General features: G+C 57.2%; 14 protein-coding genes. 12 read left to right on the plus strand and 2 right to left on the minus strand.

The genetic code is table 11. The features are described 5' to 3' along the window. Window positions 1-2 precede the first annotated feature (2 nt). Genes BLR08_RS00685 through BLR08_RS00725 form a run of 9 tightly spaced genes read left to right on the plus strand, consistent with a single transcriptional unit; the run spans window position 3 to window position 10,691 of the window. Window positions 3-1,151, plus strand: a complete 1,149-nt coding sequence (locus tag BLR08_RS00685) for a glycosyltransferase family 4 protein (protein WP_072330010.1) — start codon at window positions 3-5, stop codon at window positions 1,149-1,151. A 30-nt stretch (window positions 1,152-1,181) separates the two neighbouring features. Beyond that, window positions 1,182-2,357: a glycosyltransferase family 4 protein gene (locus tag BLR08_RS00690; RefSeq protein ID WP_072330012.1), complete on the plus strand. Its 1,176-nt coding sequence runs from the start codon at window positions 1,182-1,184 to the stop codon at window positions 2,355-2,357. Between the two features lie 13 nt (window positions 2,358-2,370). Then, window positions 2,371-3,333: a glycosyltransferase family 2 protein gene (locus BLR08_RS00695; protein ID WP_072330014.1), complete on the plus strand. Its 963-nt coding sequence runs from the start codon at window positions 2,371-2,373 to the stop codon at window positions 3,331-3,333. Next, a complete protein-coding gene (locus tag BLR08_RS00700; protein WP_072330016.1) occupies window positions 3,333-4,535 on the plus strand; it encodes a glycosyltransferase family 4 protein in 1,203 nt (400 codons plus the stop codon). The genes BLR08_RS00695 and BLR08_RS00700 overlap by 1 nt, the downstream gene beginning before the upstream one ends. Further along, the gene (locus BLR08_RS00705; RefSeq protein ID WP_072330018.1) at window positions 4,519-5,736 is read left to right on the plus strand and encodes an acyltransferase family protein; all 1,218 of its coding nucleotides are present in this window, start codon (window positions 4,519-4,521) and stop codon (window positions 5,734-5,736) included. The genes BLR08_RS00700 and BLR08_RS00705 overlap by 17 nt, the downstream gene beginning before the upstream one ends. Before the next feature lie 6 nt (window positions 5,737-5,742). Continuing rightward, the gene (locus BLR08_RS00710) at window positions 5,743-6,921 is read left to right on the plus strand and encodes a glycosyltransferase family 4 protein (protein WP_072330020.1); all 1,179 of its coding nucleotides are present in this window, start codon (window positions 5,743-5,745) and stop codon (window positions 6,919-6,921) included. Beyond that, a complete protein-coding gene (locus BLR08_RS00715; RefSeq protein WP_072330022.1) occupies window positions 6,918-8,159 on the plus strand; it encodes a glycosyltransferase in 1,242 nt (413 codons plus the stop codon). Before BLR08_RS00710 ends, BLR08_RS00715 begins: the two co-directional genes overlap by 4 nt. Beyond that, the gene (locus BLR08_RS00720) at window positions 8,156-9,292 is read left to right on the plus strand and encodes a glycosyltransferase (RefSeq protein WP_256257576.1); all 1,137 of its coding nucleotides are present in this window, start codon (window positions 8,156-8,158) and stop codon (window positions 9,290-9,292) included. The genes BLR08_RS00715 and BLR08_RS00720 overlap by 4 nt, the downstream gene beginning before the upstream one ends. A 28-nt stretch (window positions 9,293-9,320) precedes the next feature. Next, a complete protein-coding gene (locus BLR08_RS00725; RefSeq protein ID WP_072330333.1) occupies window positions 9,321-10,691 on the plus strand; it encodes a sugar phosphate nucleotidyltransferase in 1,371 nt (456 codons plus the stop codon). A gap of 63 nt (window positions 10,692-10,754) precedes the next feature. Here BLR08_RS00725 and BLR08_RS00730 read toward each other — a convergent pair whose 3' ends face one another. Continuing rightward, a complete protein-coding gene (locus tag BLR08_RS00730) occupies window positions 10,755-11,123 on the minus strand; it encodes a helix-turn-helix domain-containing protein (protein WP_072330024.1) in 369 nt (122 codons plus the stop codon). A 420-nt stretch (window positions 11,124-11,543) separates the two neighbouring features. After that, window positions 11,544-11,915, minus strand: coding sequence for a helix-turn-helix domain-containing protein (locus BLR08_RS00735; RefSeq protein ID WP_072330026.1), 372 nt, complete (start codon window positions 11,913-11,915; stop codon window positions 11,544-11,546). A gap of 260 nt (window positions 11,916-12,175) precedes the next feature. On the opposite strand from BLR08_RS00735, the gene BLR08_RS00740 reads away from it, so the two are divergent. From BLR08_RS00740 to serC, 3 genes are all read left to right on the plus strand, one after another. Then, entirely contained in the window at window positions 12,176-12,520 is a 345-nt protein-coding gene (locus BLR08_RS00740; RefSeq protein ID WP_072330028.1) for an XRE family transcriptional regulator, read from the plus strand. A gap of 221 nt (window positions 12,521-12,741) precedes the next feature. Further along, window positions 12,742-12,927 (plus strand): hypothetical protein, encoded by a 186-nt coding sequence (locus BLR08_RS00745; RefSeq protein ID WP_072330030.1) that lies wholly within the window; start codon window positions 12,742-12,744, stop codon window positions 12,925-12,927. A 161-nt stretch (window positions 12,928-13,088) separates the two neighbouring features. After that, complete coding sequence (gene serC / locus BLR08_RS00750) at window positions 13,089-14,177, plus strand: 3-phosphoserine/phosphohydroxythreonine transaminase (RefSeq protein ID WP_072330335.1); 1,089 nt, start codon at window positions 13,089-13,091, stop codon at window positions 14,175-14,177. The last annotated feature ends 38 nt before the right edge of the window (window positions 14,178-14,215 follow it).

The raw sequence follows: 14,215 nt of genomic DNA on the forward strand, positions 1-14,215 counted from the left end.
GTATGAAAAAAGTGCTTGTGCTGACGAAATATTATCATCCCATACGCAACGGGCTGTCGGATCATACCGTGTACATGGCCAACCTGCTCAGGGAGGGAAGCTACACGGTGTCCGTTATATGCGAGGAAGCGGATAGCCGCCGTCAGCCGGAGCAAGCGGCGGAGGCGGACCGCGTTTCGGTTCATCCGTACCGCGGATACCGGGAGCTGTTCCGGGTGTTCAGCCGGGTATGCCGGACCGAGCGGCCGGATGTCGTCCTGTTCCAATACGTTCCCCATATGTGGGGACAGGGGGGCGTGGCTCCCATCGCTTCTCTGCTGCCGTTATGGATCGGGCTGCGCTTCCGCGTGCCCGTGATCGCTTATTTGCACGAGCTGTTCATGGATTGGAGCGCCAAGCCCAAAGGATTTCTGCTCGCTTTATGCCATCGTTTGCAGCTAGCCATGATTGGCCTCAGCAGCCGTTCCCTCATCATTACGAACAACAAGCGGGAACGGCTGTTGAAGCGGGGTCCATGGAGCCGCAAAGTACACCGGATTCCGGGGGGCAACGTGAGCGGCCGGAAGGAAGACCACCTGCGCAAGCCTTATTATTCCTACCCGTACCTGACCTGGTTCGGCACGATATCGGCTCTGCAGCGGCTGGACCAGCTCGCGCATGCTTTCGCGGGACTCGCGGCGCAGCGGCCGGATGTCCGGCTCGTGCTGATCGGGGGCTTTGACCCGTCGTCCCCGCGCATGGTGGCTCTGCGCAAGCTGGCGGCCGACCATGGGGTGGAAGACCGGCTGGTCATCCGGGGCTTTGTCGAGGATGACGAATTAAGCGATACGCTGTACGGCAGCTTGGCCAATGTGTATGTAGAGGCGAGCGGCCCGTCCGGCAGGCGGGGCGTCATAGCGGCCTATTTGCGCAGCGGCCGGCCGATTATCGCAATTGACGGATCGGAGACGGACGCCGATTTCCGCCATGGGGACAATGTTTATCTGGTCAACGACGGAGATGCAGCCGCTTTGTCCGAGGCGATGCTGCGCGTATGCACGGACGACGGGCTGCGCCGTCAGCTGGAGCGCGGGGCCAGGAAGCTGTACAAGGAAACGTATTCGGACGGAGCCATCTTACATAAGCTTAAGCAAGTATTGGAAAGCGTCTAAATCAGGCAAAGGGAAGGGGCAGGGTGAAACGTGAGCAACGTGTGGCTGGGCTGCAGCGCGGGACTTGGCAGCGGCGGATTGGGAGGGCATCTCGATTTCGTCTACAAGGCCGCGCTGGAAGGAGGGGTAAGCCCTCATGTATATTGCCGCGAGGCTCCGTCCGCAGACGGGTTTACCAGCATTCCGTCCCCCTCGTGGTACCGGTATATCAAATATACGCCGCTCAGATGGAAGCCGTCGGCCCATGTCTACATGGGCGCCGTGCAGTTCGATAAAGCGGTAGCCGCCGCGATGCCGGCTGCACCGGCGGTTTATCATTCGTTCCCGGCGTTCGCCGAAGAAAGCTTCCTCCGCGTGCGGAAGAGCGGCGGCGTGAATGTGCTGGAGGCGGCGACCACGCATGTCGACGAGCTGTATGCCTCGACGATGCAGGAGCACAGGCAATTCCGGATGAGCGGCGAGCCCTTCTCGATGCCCTGGGTAAGCCGTGTGCTGAGGGAGTATGAGCTGGCCGACTATATCACGGTAGCTTCGCGGCTGCAATGGGAAACCTTCGCGGACCGGGGGATTCCGGAGAAGAAGCTGCTGTTCGCGCCGCTTGGCGTCGATACGAAGCGCTTCTCTCCGGAAGAGGGTCAGCCGAGCTTGAGGACGCGGGAGAAGGGAGAGCCGCTGCGGATCATCGCCGTCGGGCAGGTTTCGCTGCTCAAGGGCTTCCCCTACTTGCTCGAAGCGGCGGCGGCGCTGAATGATCCGGAGATCGAGATTACACTGTTCGGCGGCGTCGGCTGGAGAGGGATACGCAAGCTTGTGGATGCCTACATCGGACGCGGCCTGACGATCAAGCTTGGCGTCGGCGACCCGCTGCCTGCGCTTCGCCGCTCTCATATTTGCGTGCATGCCTCGGTTTCGGACGGCTTCGGCCTTGCCCCGCTGGAGGCGATGGCGGCAGGGCTGCCGGTGATCGTGACGGAGGGCACGGGCATGAAGGACGCCGTCAGGGACGGAGAGAACGGCTTTGTCGTTCCGAAGAGAGACGCAGCGGCGCTGGCCGGCAGGCTGGCCGAGCTGAAGACGGATGACGCTCTGCGCATCCGGATGGGAGCCGAAGCCCGGAAGACGGCGCTTGGTTATGATGCGGCCCGCATGACCGCCGCTTATGCGGCTCTGCTGGCGCCCGTATGGAACTTGTCCAAATCCTCATAGGAGGTAGACGTTTATGACGGCTGTATCCGTCTTATTGCCGACTCGCAACCGCGCCGGTTACTTGCGGCTGGCTATTGGCAGTGTACTGGCCCAGACGTTCGGCGACTTCGAGCTGCTGGTGCTGGATGACGGCAGCACAGATCATACGCAAAGGCTGGTTGAGAGCTTCGCCGATCCCCGTATCCGCTATTACCGCCACCCGACTCGGCTGGGCATGGCGTCCAACTGGAACTTCGGGGTCGAGCATAGCCGGGGACGGTATGTGGCATTTCTTCATGACGACGATGAGTGGGAGCCGGAGTTTCTGAAGACGGCGGCCGAAGCTCTCGACCGCGAGCCGGAGGCGGCTCTCGTTTTTACCGATCATTGGCTGATGAATGGCGAGGGCGAGCTGCTGGTGGAAGAAACCCGGGTCAACAGCCGGCTGTGGGGCCGGGAAAGACTCGGCGCCGGATTGCATCAGCCGTTTGGCGATTTGGCTGTTGTGGTCAGGCCGATACATATTGTATCAATGATGTTCCGCCGAAACTTGCTGCCCTCGCTGAGGGAAGGCTTGGAAAGCGGGAGTGTGATCGATTACTGGATGGTGGTGCAGCTCGCGCTGAAGGGCCGCGGCGCTTATTACATCCCTGAGCGGTTAAGCCGTTACCGGGTTCATGCGGGCTCGGAGACGGCGACGGGCAGACTGCGCACCTGCCCGGGGTATATCTGGATGTTCCGCTATCTGCTCCAGGAGCCGGCATGCGCCGTCTATGAGCCGTATCTGCGCAAGAAGCTGATCGGCAGCTACGTCGGCTACGGCTCGGCTCTGCTGCAGGCCAAGCGTTACAAGGAGTCCAGACGGGCATTCGCCAGTGCCTGGCTGCTGGAGCGGACCAATAAAGCTGCGATCGGCGGCTGGCTGCTGAGCTATTTGCCGGATTCCCTATTTCATAGGGCACGGCGCTTTAAGCACAACCGGATGGAGGTTTCCTGATGCGTATTGCTCATTATTGCTACGGCTATTTCCGGGAGGGCGGGATACAGACCTATGTCCGTACGATCTCCCGGGCGCAAGCCGAGCAGGGCCATGAGATGTATTTATTCGACTACTTGACGCCGGAGATGCCGCGCAAGCCTTACGAGGAGCCTTATGGCACCTATCACGGCTTCACATCTCCCCGCGAGCTGGCAGACTTATGCGAGCGCCTCTCCATCGACGTGCTTCATCTGCATGATTACTGCCCCGTTTCGCTGCGGGACGTGCAGGCAGAGGGCACGCGCGTGATCCGGACGATCCATAATCACGGCCTGCATTGCCCCAGCGGCAGCAAGTTTTTCAAGAACGGCGAAAAGGTGTGCGAGCGCGGTTTCAGCTATATGGGCTGCCTGTGGGGCCATATGGTCAATCATTGCGGCAGCCGGCGTCCGAACAAAATACTGGAGAACTTTCAGAGCCTGTTCACCGAGAAAAGGGTGATGGCGGATATCCCGATCATCGCGGTCAGCGATTATTTGCGGAATCAGGTCATCGAGGCCGGGTTCGCTCCGGAGGACGTGAAGACGCTCCATCTGCCCATGCAGTCCAGGAACGCCGCTGCGCCGCAGCCTTTGCCGGACGGCCCTCCGCGGTTCGTATTTCTGGGGAGAATTACGCCGCTGAAGGGCCTGGAATGGCTGATCCGCGCTATAGCGCTTACGGATGAGCCTGTCTGCCTCGATGTGGCGGGCGAAGGCTATGAGGTTCCCCGTCTCAAGGCGCTGAGCGAAAGCCTCGGCTTGGCGGATCGGGTCGTTTTCCACGGCTGGCTGAAGAGCGAGGATTCCATGCGCCTGATCCAGGGCAGCCGGGCCGTGATCGCCCCGTCGCTATGGCCGGAGCCGGCCGGCTTTACGCCGTTCGAGGCGATGGCGCAGAACCGGGCCGTGATCGCCAGCCGGATCGGCGGCCTGCAGGAATCCGTGCGGCATGGCGTCAACGGCCTGCTGGTCGATGTAGGCGATGTGAAGGCGATGGCCGACGCCATCCGGACGCTGGCGGAGGACACGGCGCTGGCGGAGGCGATGGGCGAAGCGGGCTACCGGCTGGTAAAAACCAGGCATGACCTGGGGCAGCACGTGGCCCGGCTGACGGAGCTTTATCAAGAACATGCGGCCCGCAAGGCGGGCAGGAGAGTGAGTCATGGTCAAGGCGCTTAACGGACGGCTGCACGTGGTGGACCAGAGGTCCAAAGCCGCATATTATTTACACGCGCTGCGTTGGTTTTCGGCATTTTATGTGATGATTTATCATCTGCGTCCGGTGCTGTTCAAGGGCTACGAGCAGCTGGAGCAAAAAAGCCTGCTTGTGAAGGGGCTGTATGCGGCGACGAGCATCGGCAATGAATTCGTGATGCTGTTTTTCGTCCTGAGCGGCTATCTGATCGCAGGCAGCGTGCTAAGGTCGGTGGCGGCCGGGACCTGGAGCTGGAAGACGTATTTGCTGAACCGCGTCACGCGGCTGTGGGTCGTTCTCTTCGCTTCGCTGCTGCTGACTTATGTCTGGGCACGGGCCCAGCTCTTTTTATTTCCCCAGTATGACCGGTTCTCGGATTCGCTGGGCTGGCTGGATTTTGTCGGAAACTTATTGTTCCTTCAGGGTCTGGTCGTTCCGAATTACGGCGAGAACATTCCGCTTTGGAGCTTGTGCTACGAGTTCTGGTACTACATGATCTTCCCGTGCCTGATTCTGGCTTTCGTCGCCAACCGGATATGGAAGAGAGTCGTATACGGCGCGGCCTTCCTCGTCATGGCCGTGCTGCTCGGCAAGGCGATCATGCTGTACTTTCTCATCTGGCTGCTCGGCGCCGCGCTCGTGTTGGTGCCTGCTCCCCGGATCTCGGAGCGGCTGCTGACCCGGGTCGCCGTACCGGCTGCCGGCTGCGTGAGCGCCGTGCTGCTGGTTGCCGGCAAAGCCGTGGCGGGTGCGAACGAGCATGCGGCCGGGCTGGCCGGGTTTCTGGCCGTCTGGTTCATTTCGGTCGGCTTTGCCGCGCTCATCTACGCGATTCTTCACGGCTACAAGCGGCAGGCCAGCGTTCAGGAGGTCAAGCGGCTGCATGTGCATGTCGTGCTGGCCGGCTTCTCTTATACGCTGTATTTGACGCATTATCCGATCGTCAATTTTGTTCGCGTCTGGCTGGGCGACGGGAAATGGGGCAGCTGGAACCCGGATCTTCCCCATCTGCTGCTTGCCGTTGTCATAGCGATCGCGATCTGCGTCTATGCCTGGCTGCTGTCGCTGATCACGGAAGCCAAAACCGCGGAGTTCCGGAATTTCGCCAAAAAGCTGCTGGACGCTCCGTTCCGGGGAAAAAAATCTGCCTTTGATGCGAAAGGCCATCATATACAAGGAAGTTGAGGAGCCATGAATATCTTAGCCACGGGAATGGGTTGGATCGAGCATACGCCGGGCGGGCTGAACCGCTATTTTGCCGATTACTTGAAAGCGATGAGCGATTACGGTCATGAGGTCAGGGGCCTGATGACCGCAAGCGGGGAGAGCACGACGGCTCCGGGATATATGGAGGATGTTATCCGCAAGCAGGAGCCGGCCGGTACGCTGACCAGGTCGCGCGCCTTCCGGCAGGCGTTCGCCGCGCAGGCGAAGCGGAAGCGCCCGGATATTTACAATCCGCACTTTGCGCTGTACGCCTCTCTGATTACCCGCAATCTGGTGCCGCAAGGGGTGCCGATCGTTACGCATTTTCATGGACCTTGGGCGCAGGAGGGGATGGTCGAGGACAAGGGCATCGGTCAGAAGCTCCGGTTCCAGCTGAAGAAGAACGTGGAGCTGCTATCCTACCGGCGCTCCGATCACTTCATCGTGCTGAGCCGCTATTTCCGCGATATTCTGGCCCGAGACTACGGCATGGACAGCGATCGCATCCATGTCATCCCCGGCGCGGTGGACACCCAGAGGTTCCGGCCTGCGCCGGACCGCCGGATGGTCCGCGAGCAGCTCGGTCTGCGGGAGGATCAGCCGGTGCTGTTCTGCGCCCGACGGCTTGTCCCGAGGATGGGGATCGACCATTTGATCCGGGCGATGGTACGAGTGAAGCGGGAGAAGCCGGAGACGGTGCTCTATATCGCCGGCAGCGGCATCATGGGCAAGCAGCTTGAGCAGCTGGCCTCCGAGCTTCAACTGGGAGAGACGGTCCGCTTTCTCGGGCGCGTCTCCAATGAAGACCTCGTACGCTGGTATCAAGCGGCCGATCTCAGCATCGTGCCTACGCTGACGCTGGAGGGCTTCGGTCTTGTCACCGTTGAGGCGATGGCCTGCGGCACGCCCGTTATCGGCACGCCTTACGGCGGAACGAAGGAGATTTTGGACGGCCTGTCCGAAGAGCTGCTCTTCGCCGACAGCTCGCCCGAGGCGATGGCCGAGAAGCTGTGCTCCGTTCTGCAAGGCCGCACGGCGATACCGAGCCGGCAGGAATGCCTGGACTACGTGCTGAGCCGTTATACGTGGGATAGGGTGGCCGGCGCGGTGACGCATGTATTTGAACAGGCAAGCGATAAAGGGAAGGGGCATGCAACCCGATGAATATAGCGTTCTATAACCATACGAGCGTGGTGAGCGGAGCCGAGATCAGTCTGTTGTTGACCGCTGCGAATCTGCCGCACTCCCGTGCGATTTTGTTTGCCCCGGAGGGCGAGCTGACGGACCGCGCCGAGGCGATGGGCATCAGGGTGGTCCGGATTCCCGGCTACCGGGCGCGCATGTCGAAGAACCCGCTGAGGCTCGCGAAGGATATGATCGGCATGCTGTGGGCCGGGCATGCCTTCGCCAGATCGATCAAGGCGCATGGGATCGATCTGATTCACGCCAACTCGCTGCGGGCGGGCATTATGGCTGCGCTGTTCATTTGGCTGCACCGCAAACCGCTTGTTTGGCATGTTCGGGATAACCCGCCGCAAGGCATGTTCGGCCGGGCGATCGGATTCGTCGCCAGGCAGACGACGAGCGCCCTGATCTGCATCTCGCAGGCGGTGAAGGAAGGCTTCCAGGGACGCAGGCTGGATGATCGGCTGCATCTGATCCATAACGGCGTTTCGCTGAAGGAGTTCGACGAAGCCGCCAGGAAGGAGCACCGCCGCCGGCTCCGCGAGGAGCTGGATACGCCGCAGGATGCGGCCGTGCTGGCCATCATCGGACAGATCGCGCCCTGGAAGCGCCAGGAGGATGCGATTCATGCGCTGAAGCATCTGCGCAAGAGCGGGCATCAGGCCATTCTGTGGATTGTCGGAGAAGCGAAATTCCGTCAGGAGAATAAAGATTATTGGGATTTTCTGCACAAGCTCGCGGAGGAGTTTGGGCTGCAAGACGCGATCCGGTTCACCGGCTTCCGCGAGGATGTGATGGAAATTTGCAGCGCGGCCGATCTGCTGCTGCTGTGCTCTGATCATGAGCCCTTCGGTCGGGTATTGATCGAGGCGATGTCCCAGTCGATCCCGGTGGTTGGTACGAATGCCGGGGGCGTGCCCGAGATCGTCGTGCATGACTCCTGCGGCCTGCTTTACCCGGTAGGCGATGTGAATGCCCTGACGCTCCATGCCAACAAGCTGCTGCAGTCGCCCGCCTTGCGCATCTCGATGGGACGCCGTGCTGCGGCTAGAGTGAGAGAAGCGTTCACAATTCAGGATACGGCCCGCAAGGTCGAGGCGCTGTACGAGACGATCGTGCCGGGCCGCCGCGCCCGGAGCCAGAGCCAAGCCCCCGGAGCTGCGGACTCGTCCGGTTACGCGCTTGAGACCGGCGGCGGGAAGGAGTTTTCGCGGTGAAGCCATTGAAAGTAGCTATCGTTCACGATTATTTGAACCAGATGGGCGGAGCGGAGCGGGTTGTGGCCGTGTTCCACAAGATGTTCCCGGAGGCTCCGATCTATACGACCATCGTAGACCGCGAAGCGCTGCTGGATGAGCTGAAGGATGCCGACATCCGCACCACCTGGATGCAGCGCATCCCGGGCATTCTGCAGAGATTCAAGCAGTTTTTCTGGCTGTACCCGTTCGCCGTCCAATCGATGGATCTCAGGGAGTACGATCTTGTTCTCAGCTCCAGCAGCGCATATGCGAAAGGGGTGCCGATCGCCGAGAAAACGGTCCATATCTGCTATTGTCATACGCCGATGCGCTTTGCCTGGGACTTCGCCACTTATATGGAAGGGATGAAGGTGCCGGCTCCGCTCAAGTGGCTGGCGAGCAATACCGTGAAGCTGCTGAAGCAATGGGACATCCGCTCGACCCGGAGCGTGCATCATCTCATTGCCAACTCCTCGGTGGTGCAGCAGCGGATCGCCGCCTGCTATAACCGTCAGGCTGTGAAGATTTATCCTCCGGTCGATGTCGAGCGCTACGAGATGAATCCGGAGCCGCTGGGCGATTATTTCCTGGTCGTGTCACGGCTTGTTTCCTATAAAAAAATCGATCTGGCCGTTCAAGCCTGCAGCCGTCTCGGCCGGAGGCTTGTTGTAGTCGGAGGCGGTCCCGACCTGGAGCGTCTGCGGTCGATGGCCGGAGAAAGCGTCCAATTCACAGGACGTCTTTCCGACGAAGAGGTAGTCCGCTACATGCGGCATTGCCGGGCATTTCTGTTCCCCGGGTTGGAGGACTTCGGCATTACGCCGCTTGAGGCCAACGCCTGCGGCAGGCCGGTCGTCGCGTACCGCGGCGGCGGCGCGCTGGATACTGTCCTCCCCGGCGTCAATGGCTGCTACTTCGCGGAGCAGACGGTAGATTCGCTGGCGGCCGCTCTGGAAGATTTCGAGCGAATGAGCTGGAACCCGCAGCAGATTCGCCAGCATGCCGAGAAGTTCAGCGAGCAGCGCTTCCGGGAAGAGCTGATGGCCCTGGTTGAGCGGCATATGCAGGAAGAAAGCGGCGCCTACAGCTATGTGGCTGTTTCCAAATCTTAATCCATAGAAGAGCGGAGAGTGAATGAAGATGAAATTGATTTTATTGTCCGGCGGTTCCGGTAAACGATTGTGGCCCTTGTCCAATGATTCCCGTTCGAAGCAATTTCTCAAGGTACTGAAAAACGACGAGCAGCAGCTCGAATCGATGGTGCAGCGGGTATGGAGACAGCTGGGCCGCGAAGGATTGGCCCGGGACGCTTATATCGCCTCCGGCAAATCGCAGATCGAGATGATTCAAAGCCAGGTAGGCAGCGAAGCGCCTGTCATTATCGAGCCGGAGCGCCGGGATACTTTTCCCGCGATAGCACTCGCCGCCACTTATTTATATTCCATGGTCGGCGTGGGCTTGAACGAGGTGGTGGCGGTGCTGCCCGTCGATCCCTTCGTCGAGGACCGCTTTTTCACCAAAGTGAAGGAGCTGGAGCATGTTATTGCTGAGTCCGGCGCCGACCTGGCGCTGATGGGCGTCAAGCCGACTTACCCGTCGGAGAAATACGGCTATATCGTACCAAGGGAGGGCGAGGAGGGCGCTTATGCGACCGTCAGCCACTTCATCGAGAAACCCCGCGAGGATAAGGCGAAGGAGCTGATCGGTCAGCAAGCGCTTTGGAATTGCGGGGTTTTTGCGTTCAAGCTGAACTATATCATTCAGCTCCTTATTGCTCAGGGACTGCCTATTCAATATGAAGAGATGCTCAAGCAATACGGGAAGATGAAGAAGATCAGCTTCGACTACGAGGTGGTGGAGAAGGCGTCCCATATCGCAGTCGTGCCCTATGACGGCTACTGGAAGGACCTGGGGACCTGGAACACGCTGACGGAAGAGATCGAGACAGGCATTATCGGACGCGGTACCATTTGCCCGGATTCCCGCAACACGCACCTGATCAATGAGCTGGATATCCCGGTGGCGGTGCTCGGTCTGTCGAATGTCATCGTATCGACAAGCCCCGACGGCATTCTGGTGGCGGAGAAGGATGCCAGCCCGCGGGTGAAGGATCTGATCCAGGCGTTCGAGCAGCGTCCGATGTACGAGGAGCGTCGTTGGGGCTCCTACCGCGTGCTGGACTACAAGAAGCAGGCGGACGGCAGCGAAGTGCTGACCAAGCGTATTTTCGTGGCCGCCGGCAAAAATCTGAGTTATCAGATTCACCACAAGCGCAGCGAAGTATGGACGATTATTGCCGGTACCGGCGAAGTGGTCGTGAATGGTTCGTTCGCTCCTGTGCAGGCCGGTGATGTGCTGAAAATTCCGGCGGAAGCGAAGCACAGCATCCGGGCAACGACAGATCTGGAAATTATCGAAGTACAGCGGGGCAGCGAGCTGGTGGAGGAAGATATCATCAGACTTTGCATGTCCTGGGATGAAATATGCGGATACTGCGCCGTAGTAGGCTGATTTTACTCTCTTGCGCAGGCACAATAAAGCCCCCGGTTCTTAGGACCGGGGGCATGTTGCCGTTTAGAAGGAACGCTCGGCTCTGACAAAGGCGATAAACCGTTTCGCTTCCTCCGGCGTCAGTTCCTTGCCGTCGATCGTGAGCGCGAAGTTCTGCAGGATACGTTCGTCGGAAAGCTCGAGGCTGTCTACGAACAGCCGGACCTCCGTATCCAGCACCATCTCGGGATCTTCCGTGCGGCCCAGCAAATAATCGATGGAAACTTTGAAAAAATTCGCAATGTTTACCAGCGTATCATAGTCTGGTTCTCTCCGATTCTTCTCGTAATGCGACAAAGAAGCTCTGGAAATATCCAGCTTTAACGAAAGATCTTCTTGAGTCATGCCTTGTTTCTCGCGCAGCGCGGCGATTCTATTTCCTATTTGCCCCAACAGTGACCACCCCAATCGGTTGTTAAAGTATACCTGATCGTTAGATAGAGGTTAAAAGCTCTGCAGCACCTATTCTTTGAAATTTAGTTCAATCGTCATGTTTCAAAGGGAAGACTCCCGGGTAATTATAGAGCGGAGAACAACCCCCGGGCGCCGGCGCTTCTCTCCGGCGTGCATAATTTTCTGAAATAATGACGACGAACGTTAGCCATTAAGAACAGGGGGGGATCTACAGATCATTTTGGCTTGCGGATAAGTAAATTATACATTACGTATCGTCGTTTGTGAAGAATAGATCAGCATTCCTGCAAAGGAAATTTTAGAGTATAAAATTTACATAAAGATGATACAATATGTATCTGGAATATGTTACAATAAGTATTGTATTCGCAATGGCGATGTCCTAGACATGGGAGGCGGTTATTTAAAAGCGCGTTCCGCTCTCACGAAGGCGATAAAGCGTTTGGCTTCCTCAAAGGACAGCTTCGTTCCATCGATCGTCAATGCAAATTTCTCCATCAGCAGGTCATCCGACAATTCGAGTTGATCGACAAATGATCGGATATTTGGGTCTAAAGTTTGGTGAGGGTCGTTCGTCCTGCCCATTAGATAATCCAATGAAACTTTGAAGAGATCCGCGACCTTCACGAGGGTCTCATAATCTGGTTCTCTGCGGCTTTTCTCGTAGTGGCACAGCGAAGCGCGGGAAATATCGATCTTCTTGGAAAGTTCCTCTTGCGTCATGCCGAATTTCTCCCGAAGAAGAGCGATCCTGTCCCCGATCATATTCATTTTGCGGTTCCCTCCAAACTGCTATTGTACCTAAATATTGAAATTGTCGAATTGTGTTGGTGTCGCTCACGTTTAGATTATACATTACGTAGCAAGGTTTGTGAAGAACTAGAAATGGAAATCACTAGGGACTTTAGTATCGTTTTTGTTAAAGGTTGGATGAAAATGATACAAATAGTATCTTTTTTGTGATACAATGAGTATATAGTTACAAGGTAGACGTCTTGCCATTCCACACAACCTTTAGGAGGAATACCCGAATGATAGGTACACGTATTCAAAATTTGCGGCATCAGAAGCGTATGTCCATAACAGAGCTTGCTGCACGGGCAGGCGTCGCCAAGTCGTATCTGAGTTCTATCGAACGGGATTTGCAGTCCAACCCGTCGATTCAGTTTCTGCGGAAGCTTGCTCCGGTTCTTGGGGTTAATGTGCAAACGCTGATTCTTCATGACGCATCCGAGCATAAGCCGGAGCCTCTGGATCAGGAATGGGTTCAGATCATTCAGGAGCTGAATGAGCTTGGGATGAGCAAGGATTCGCTGAGGCGCATTGTCAGACAGCTCAAATCGCGTGAAAACCTCACTTATGAGCAGGCGCAATAAGCAGATTTCTATGCTTGTGTGACAATACTTGACAAATGCCGGGAGGAATTCCGTTCATTTTCAAATCTAAAAAAATCTTTAGGTTTGCAAAAATAGCTATTTCAGACTATCAAAAAATAACGGATTTGCCGATAAAATACTCTACGTGGATAAGGAGTAATATTCATTTTTGAATATGACCAGAGAGCAGACTTGAATTAACAACAGAGAGAGAGGTTTTTATGGAAACAGCCATATCTTTGGACATTAAGCATGCGTTGAGGCAAATGGGCATAAATCCTATCAAAGCCATGGATATATTAGCCTTTGAAACAGCGGGCCATGTAATTGCCGGAATGGAGCAACCCTCTAACACCGCTCTCCCTGAAAGTAACCATGCGTATCATACCCGCGAGCTGGAGCGCTAAGCCGCCTTGCCCCTCCGTTCTCTTACACTTTTCACTTGGCAATCGGTTTCTGCTTGGATTGTTAGCCCGGGGTCGGGCTGCCGGAGAAACTAATACTTGAATCGGCGGCGCATCCTTTGCTATCATAGCGATATCCTATGAAAAGCAAAGGTGTGAAGCCAGTGACTAAGCGCGCATACAATTTCAACGCAGGCCCGGCAGCCCTGCCTCTGGAAGTTCTCCAGAAGGCGCAGGAGCAATTTGTTGAATATCAGGGCATCGGGATGTCCATCATGGAGATTTCGCATCGAAGCTCCCAATATGAGCAATTGAATGAAGAAACGCAGAGCCTCTTGAAGGAACTGTACGCCATCCCGGACGGCTACAAAATCATGTTCCTTCAAGGCGGGGCCAGCACCCAGTTTGCCATGATCCCGATGAACCTGCTGAAGGCCGGTCAGACAGCTTATTATGTACAGACGGGCGCCTGGGCTACGAAAGCGATCAAAGAGGCCAAGCTGTTCGGCGAGACGGCGATCGCAGCCAGCTCCGAGAGCGACAGATATACGAGAATTCCGGATCTAAGCCAGCTGAAGCTCGGCGATGATGCGGCGTATTTGCATATCACGTCCAACGAAACCATTGAAGGCACTCAATATGCGGAATACCCGGATACAGGCAGCGTGCCGCTGATCGGCGACATGTCCAGCGACATCTTGTGCCGTCCGGTGGACGTCTCGAAGTTCGCCATGATCTATGCGGGCGCGCAGAAAAACCTGGGGCCTTCGGGCGTCACTGTGGTCATCGCGCGAGACGAGCTGGTCCGGGAATCGCCAAAGCATCTGGCGACGATGCTGCGCTACGACACGCACGCCAAGGCGAATTCCCTGTACAATACACCTCCGGTATACTCCGTCTACATGATGAATCTGGTGCTGAAGTGGGTCCGCGACAACGGCGGAGCAGCAGCCATGGAGAAACGCAATAAGGAGAAGACCGGCTTGATCTACGAGGCGATCGACCGCAGCGAAGGCTTCTACCGCGGTGTAGTTCAGCCTGCTTATCGCTCGATCATGAACATCACGTTCCGGATGGAGAACGAGGAGCTGGAGAAGAAATTTGTCAAAGAATCGGAGCAGAACGGATTCGTCGGGCTGAAGGGCCACCGCGATGTCGGAGGCTTGCGCGCATCGACCTACAATGCCGTTCCTTTCGAAGCTTGTCAAGCGCTCGCTGCTTTTATGAGCGATTTCCAGCAGCGTAACGGTTAATATCCGGCTTTAAGCCGCCAACAACAACTCCGCCCGGG

It is taken from the genome of Paenibacillus sp. cl123 (assembly GCF_900101595.1).
GTDB lineage: Bacteria > Bacillota > Bacilli > Paenibacillales > NBRC-103111 > Paenibacillus_G.

Excerpts from the sequence above, each read along its gene's own strand:
- BLR08_RS00695 (WP_072330014.1), top strand. The coding sequence starts at position 2,371 with ATGACGGCTGTATCCGTCTTATTGCCGACTCGCAACCGCGCCGGTTAC.
- BLR08_RS00725 (WP_072330333.1), top strand. The coding sequence starts at position 9,321 with ATGAAATTGATTTTATTGTCCGGCGGTTCCGGTAAACGATTGTGGCCC.
- BLR08_RS00710 (WP_072330020.1), top strand. The coding sequence starts at position 5,743 with ATGAATATCTTAGCCACGGGAATGGGTTGGATCGAGCATACGCCGGGC.
- BLR08_RS00715 (WP_072330022.1), top strand. The coding sequence starts at position 6,918 with ATGAATATAGCGTTCTATAACCATACGAGCGTGGTGAGCGGAGCCGAG.
- BLR08_RS00685 (WP_072330010.1), top strand. The coding sequence starts at position 3 with ATGAAAAAAGTGCTTGTGCTGACGAAATATTATCATCCCATACGCAAC.
- BLR08_RS00740 (WP_072330028.1), top strand. The coding sequence starts at position 12,176 with ATGATAGGTACACGTATTCAAAATTTGCGGCATCAGAAGCGTATGTCC.
- BLR08_RS00745 (WP_072330030.1), top strand. The coding sequence starts at position 12,742 with ATGGAAACAGCCATATCTTTGGACATTAAGCATGCGTTGAGGCAAATG.
- BLR08_RS00735 (WP_072330026.1), bottom strand. The coding sequence starts at position 11,915 with ATGAATATGATCGGGGACAGGATCGCTCTTCTTCGGGAGAAATTCGGC.
- BLR08_RS00705 (WP_072330018.1), top strand. The coding sequence starts at position 4,519 with ATGGTCAAGGCGCTTAACGGACGGCTGCACGTGGTGGACCAGAGGTCC.
- BLR08_RS00700 (WP_072330016.1), top strand. The coding sequence starts at position 3,333 with ATGCGTATTGCTCATTATTGCTACGGCTATTTCCGGGAGGGCGGGATA.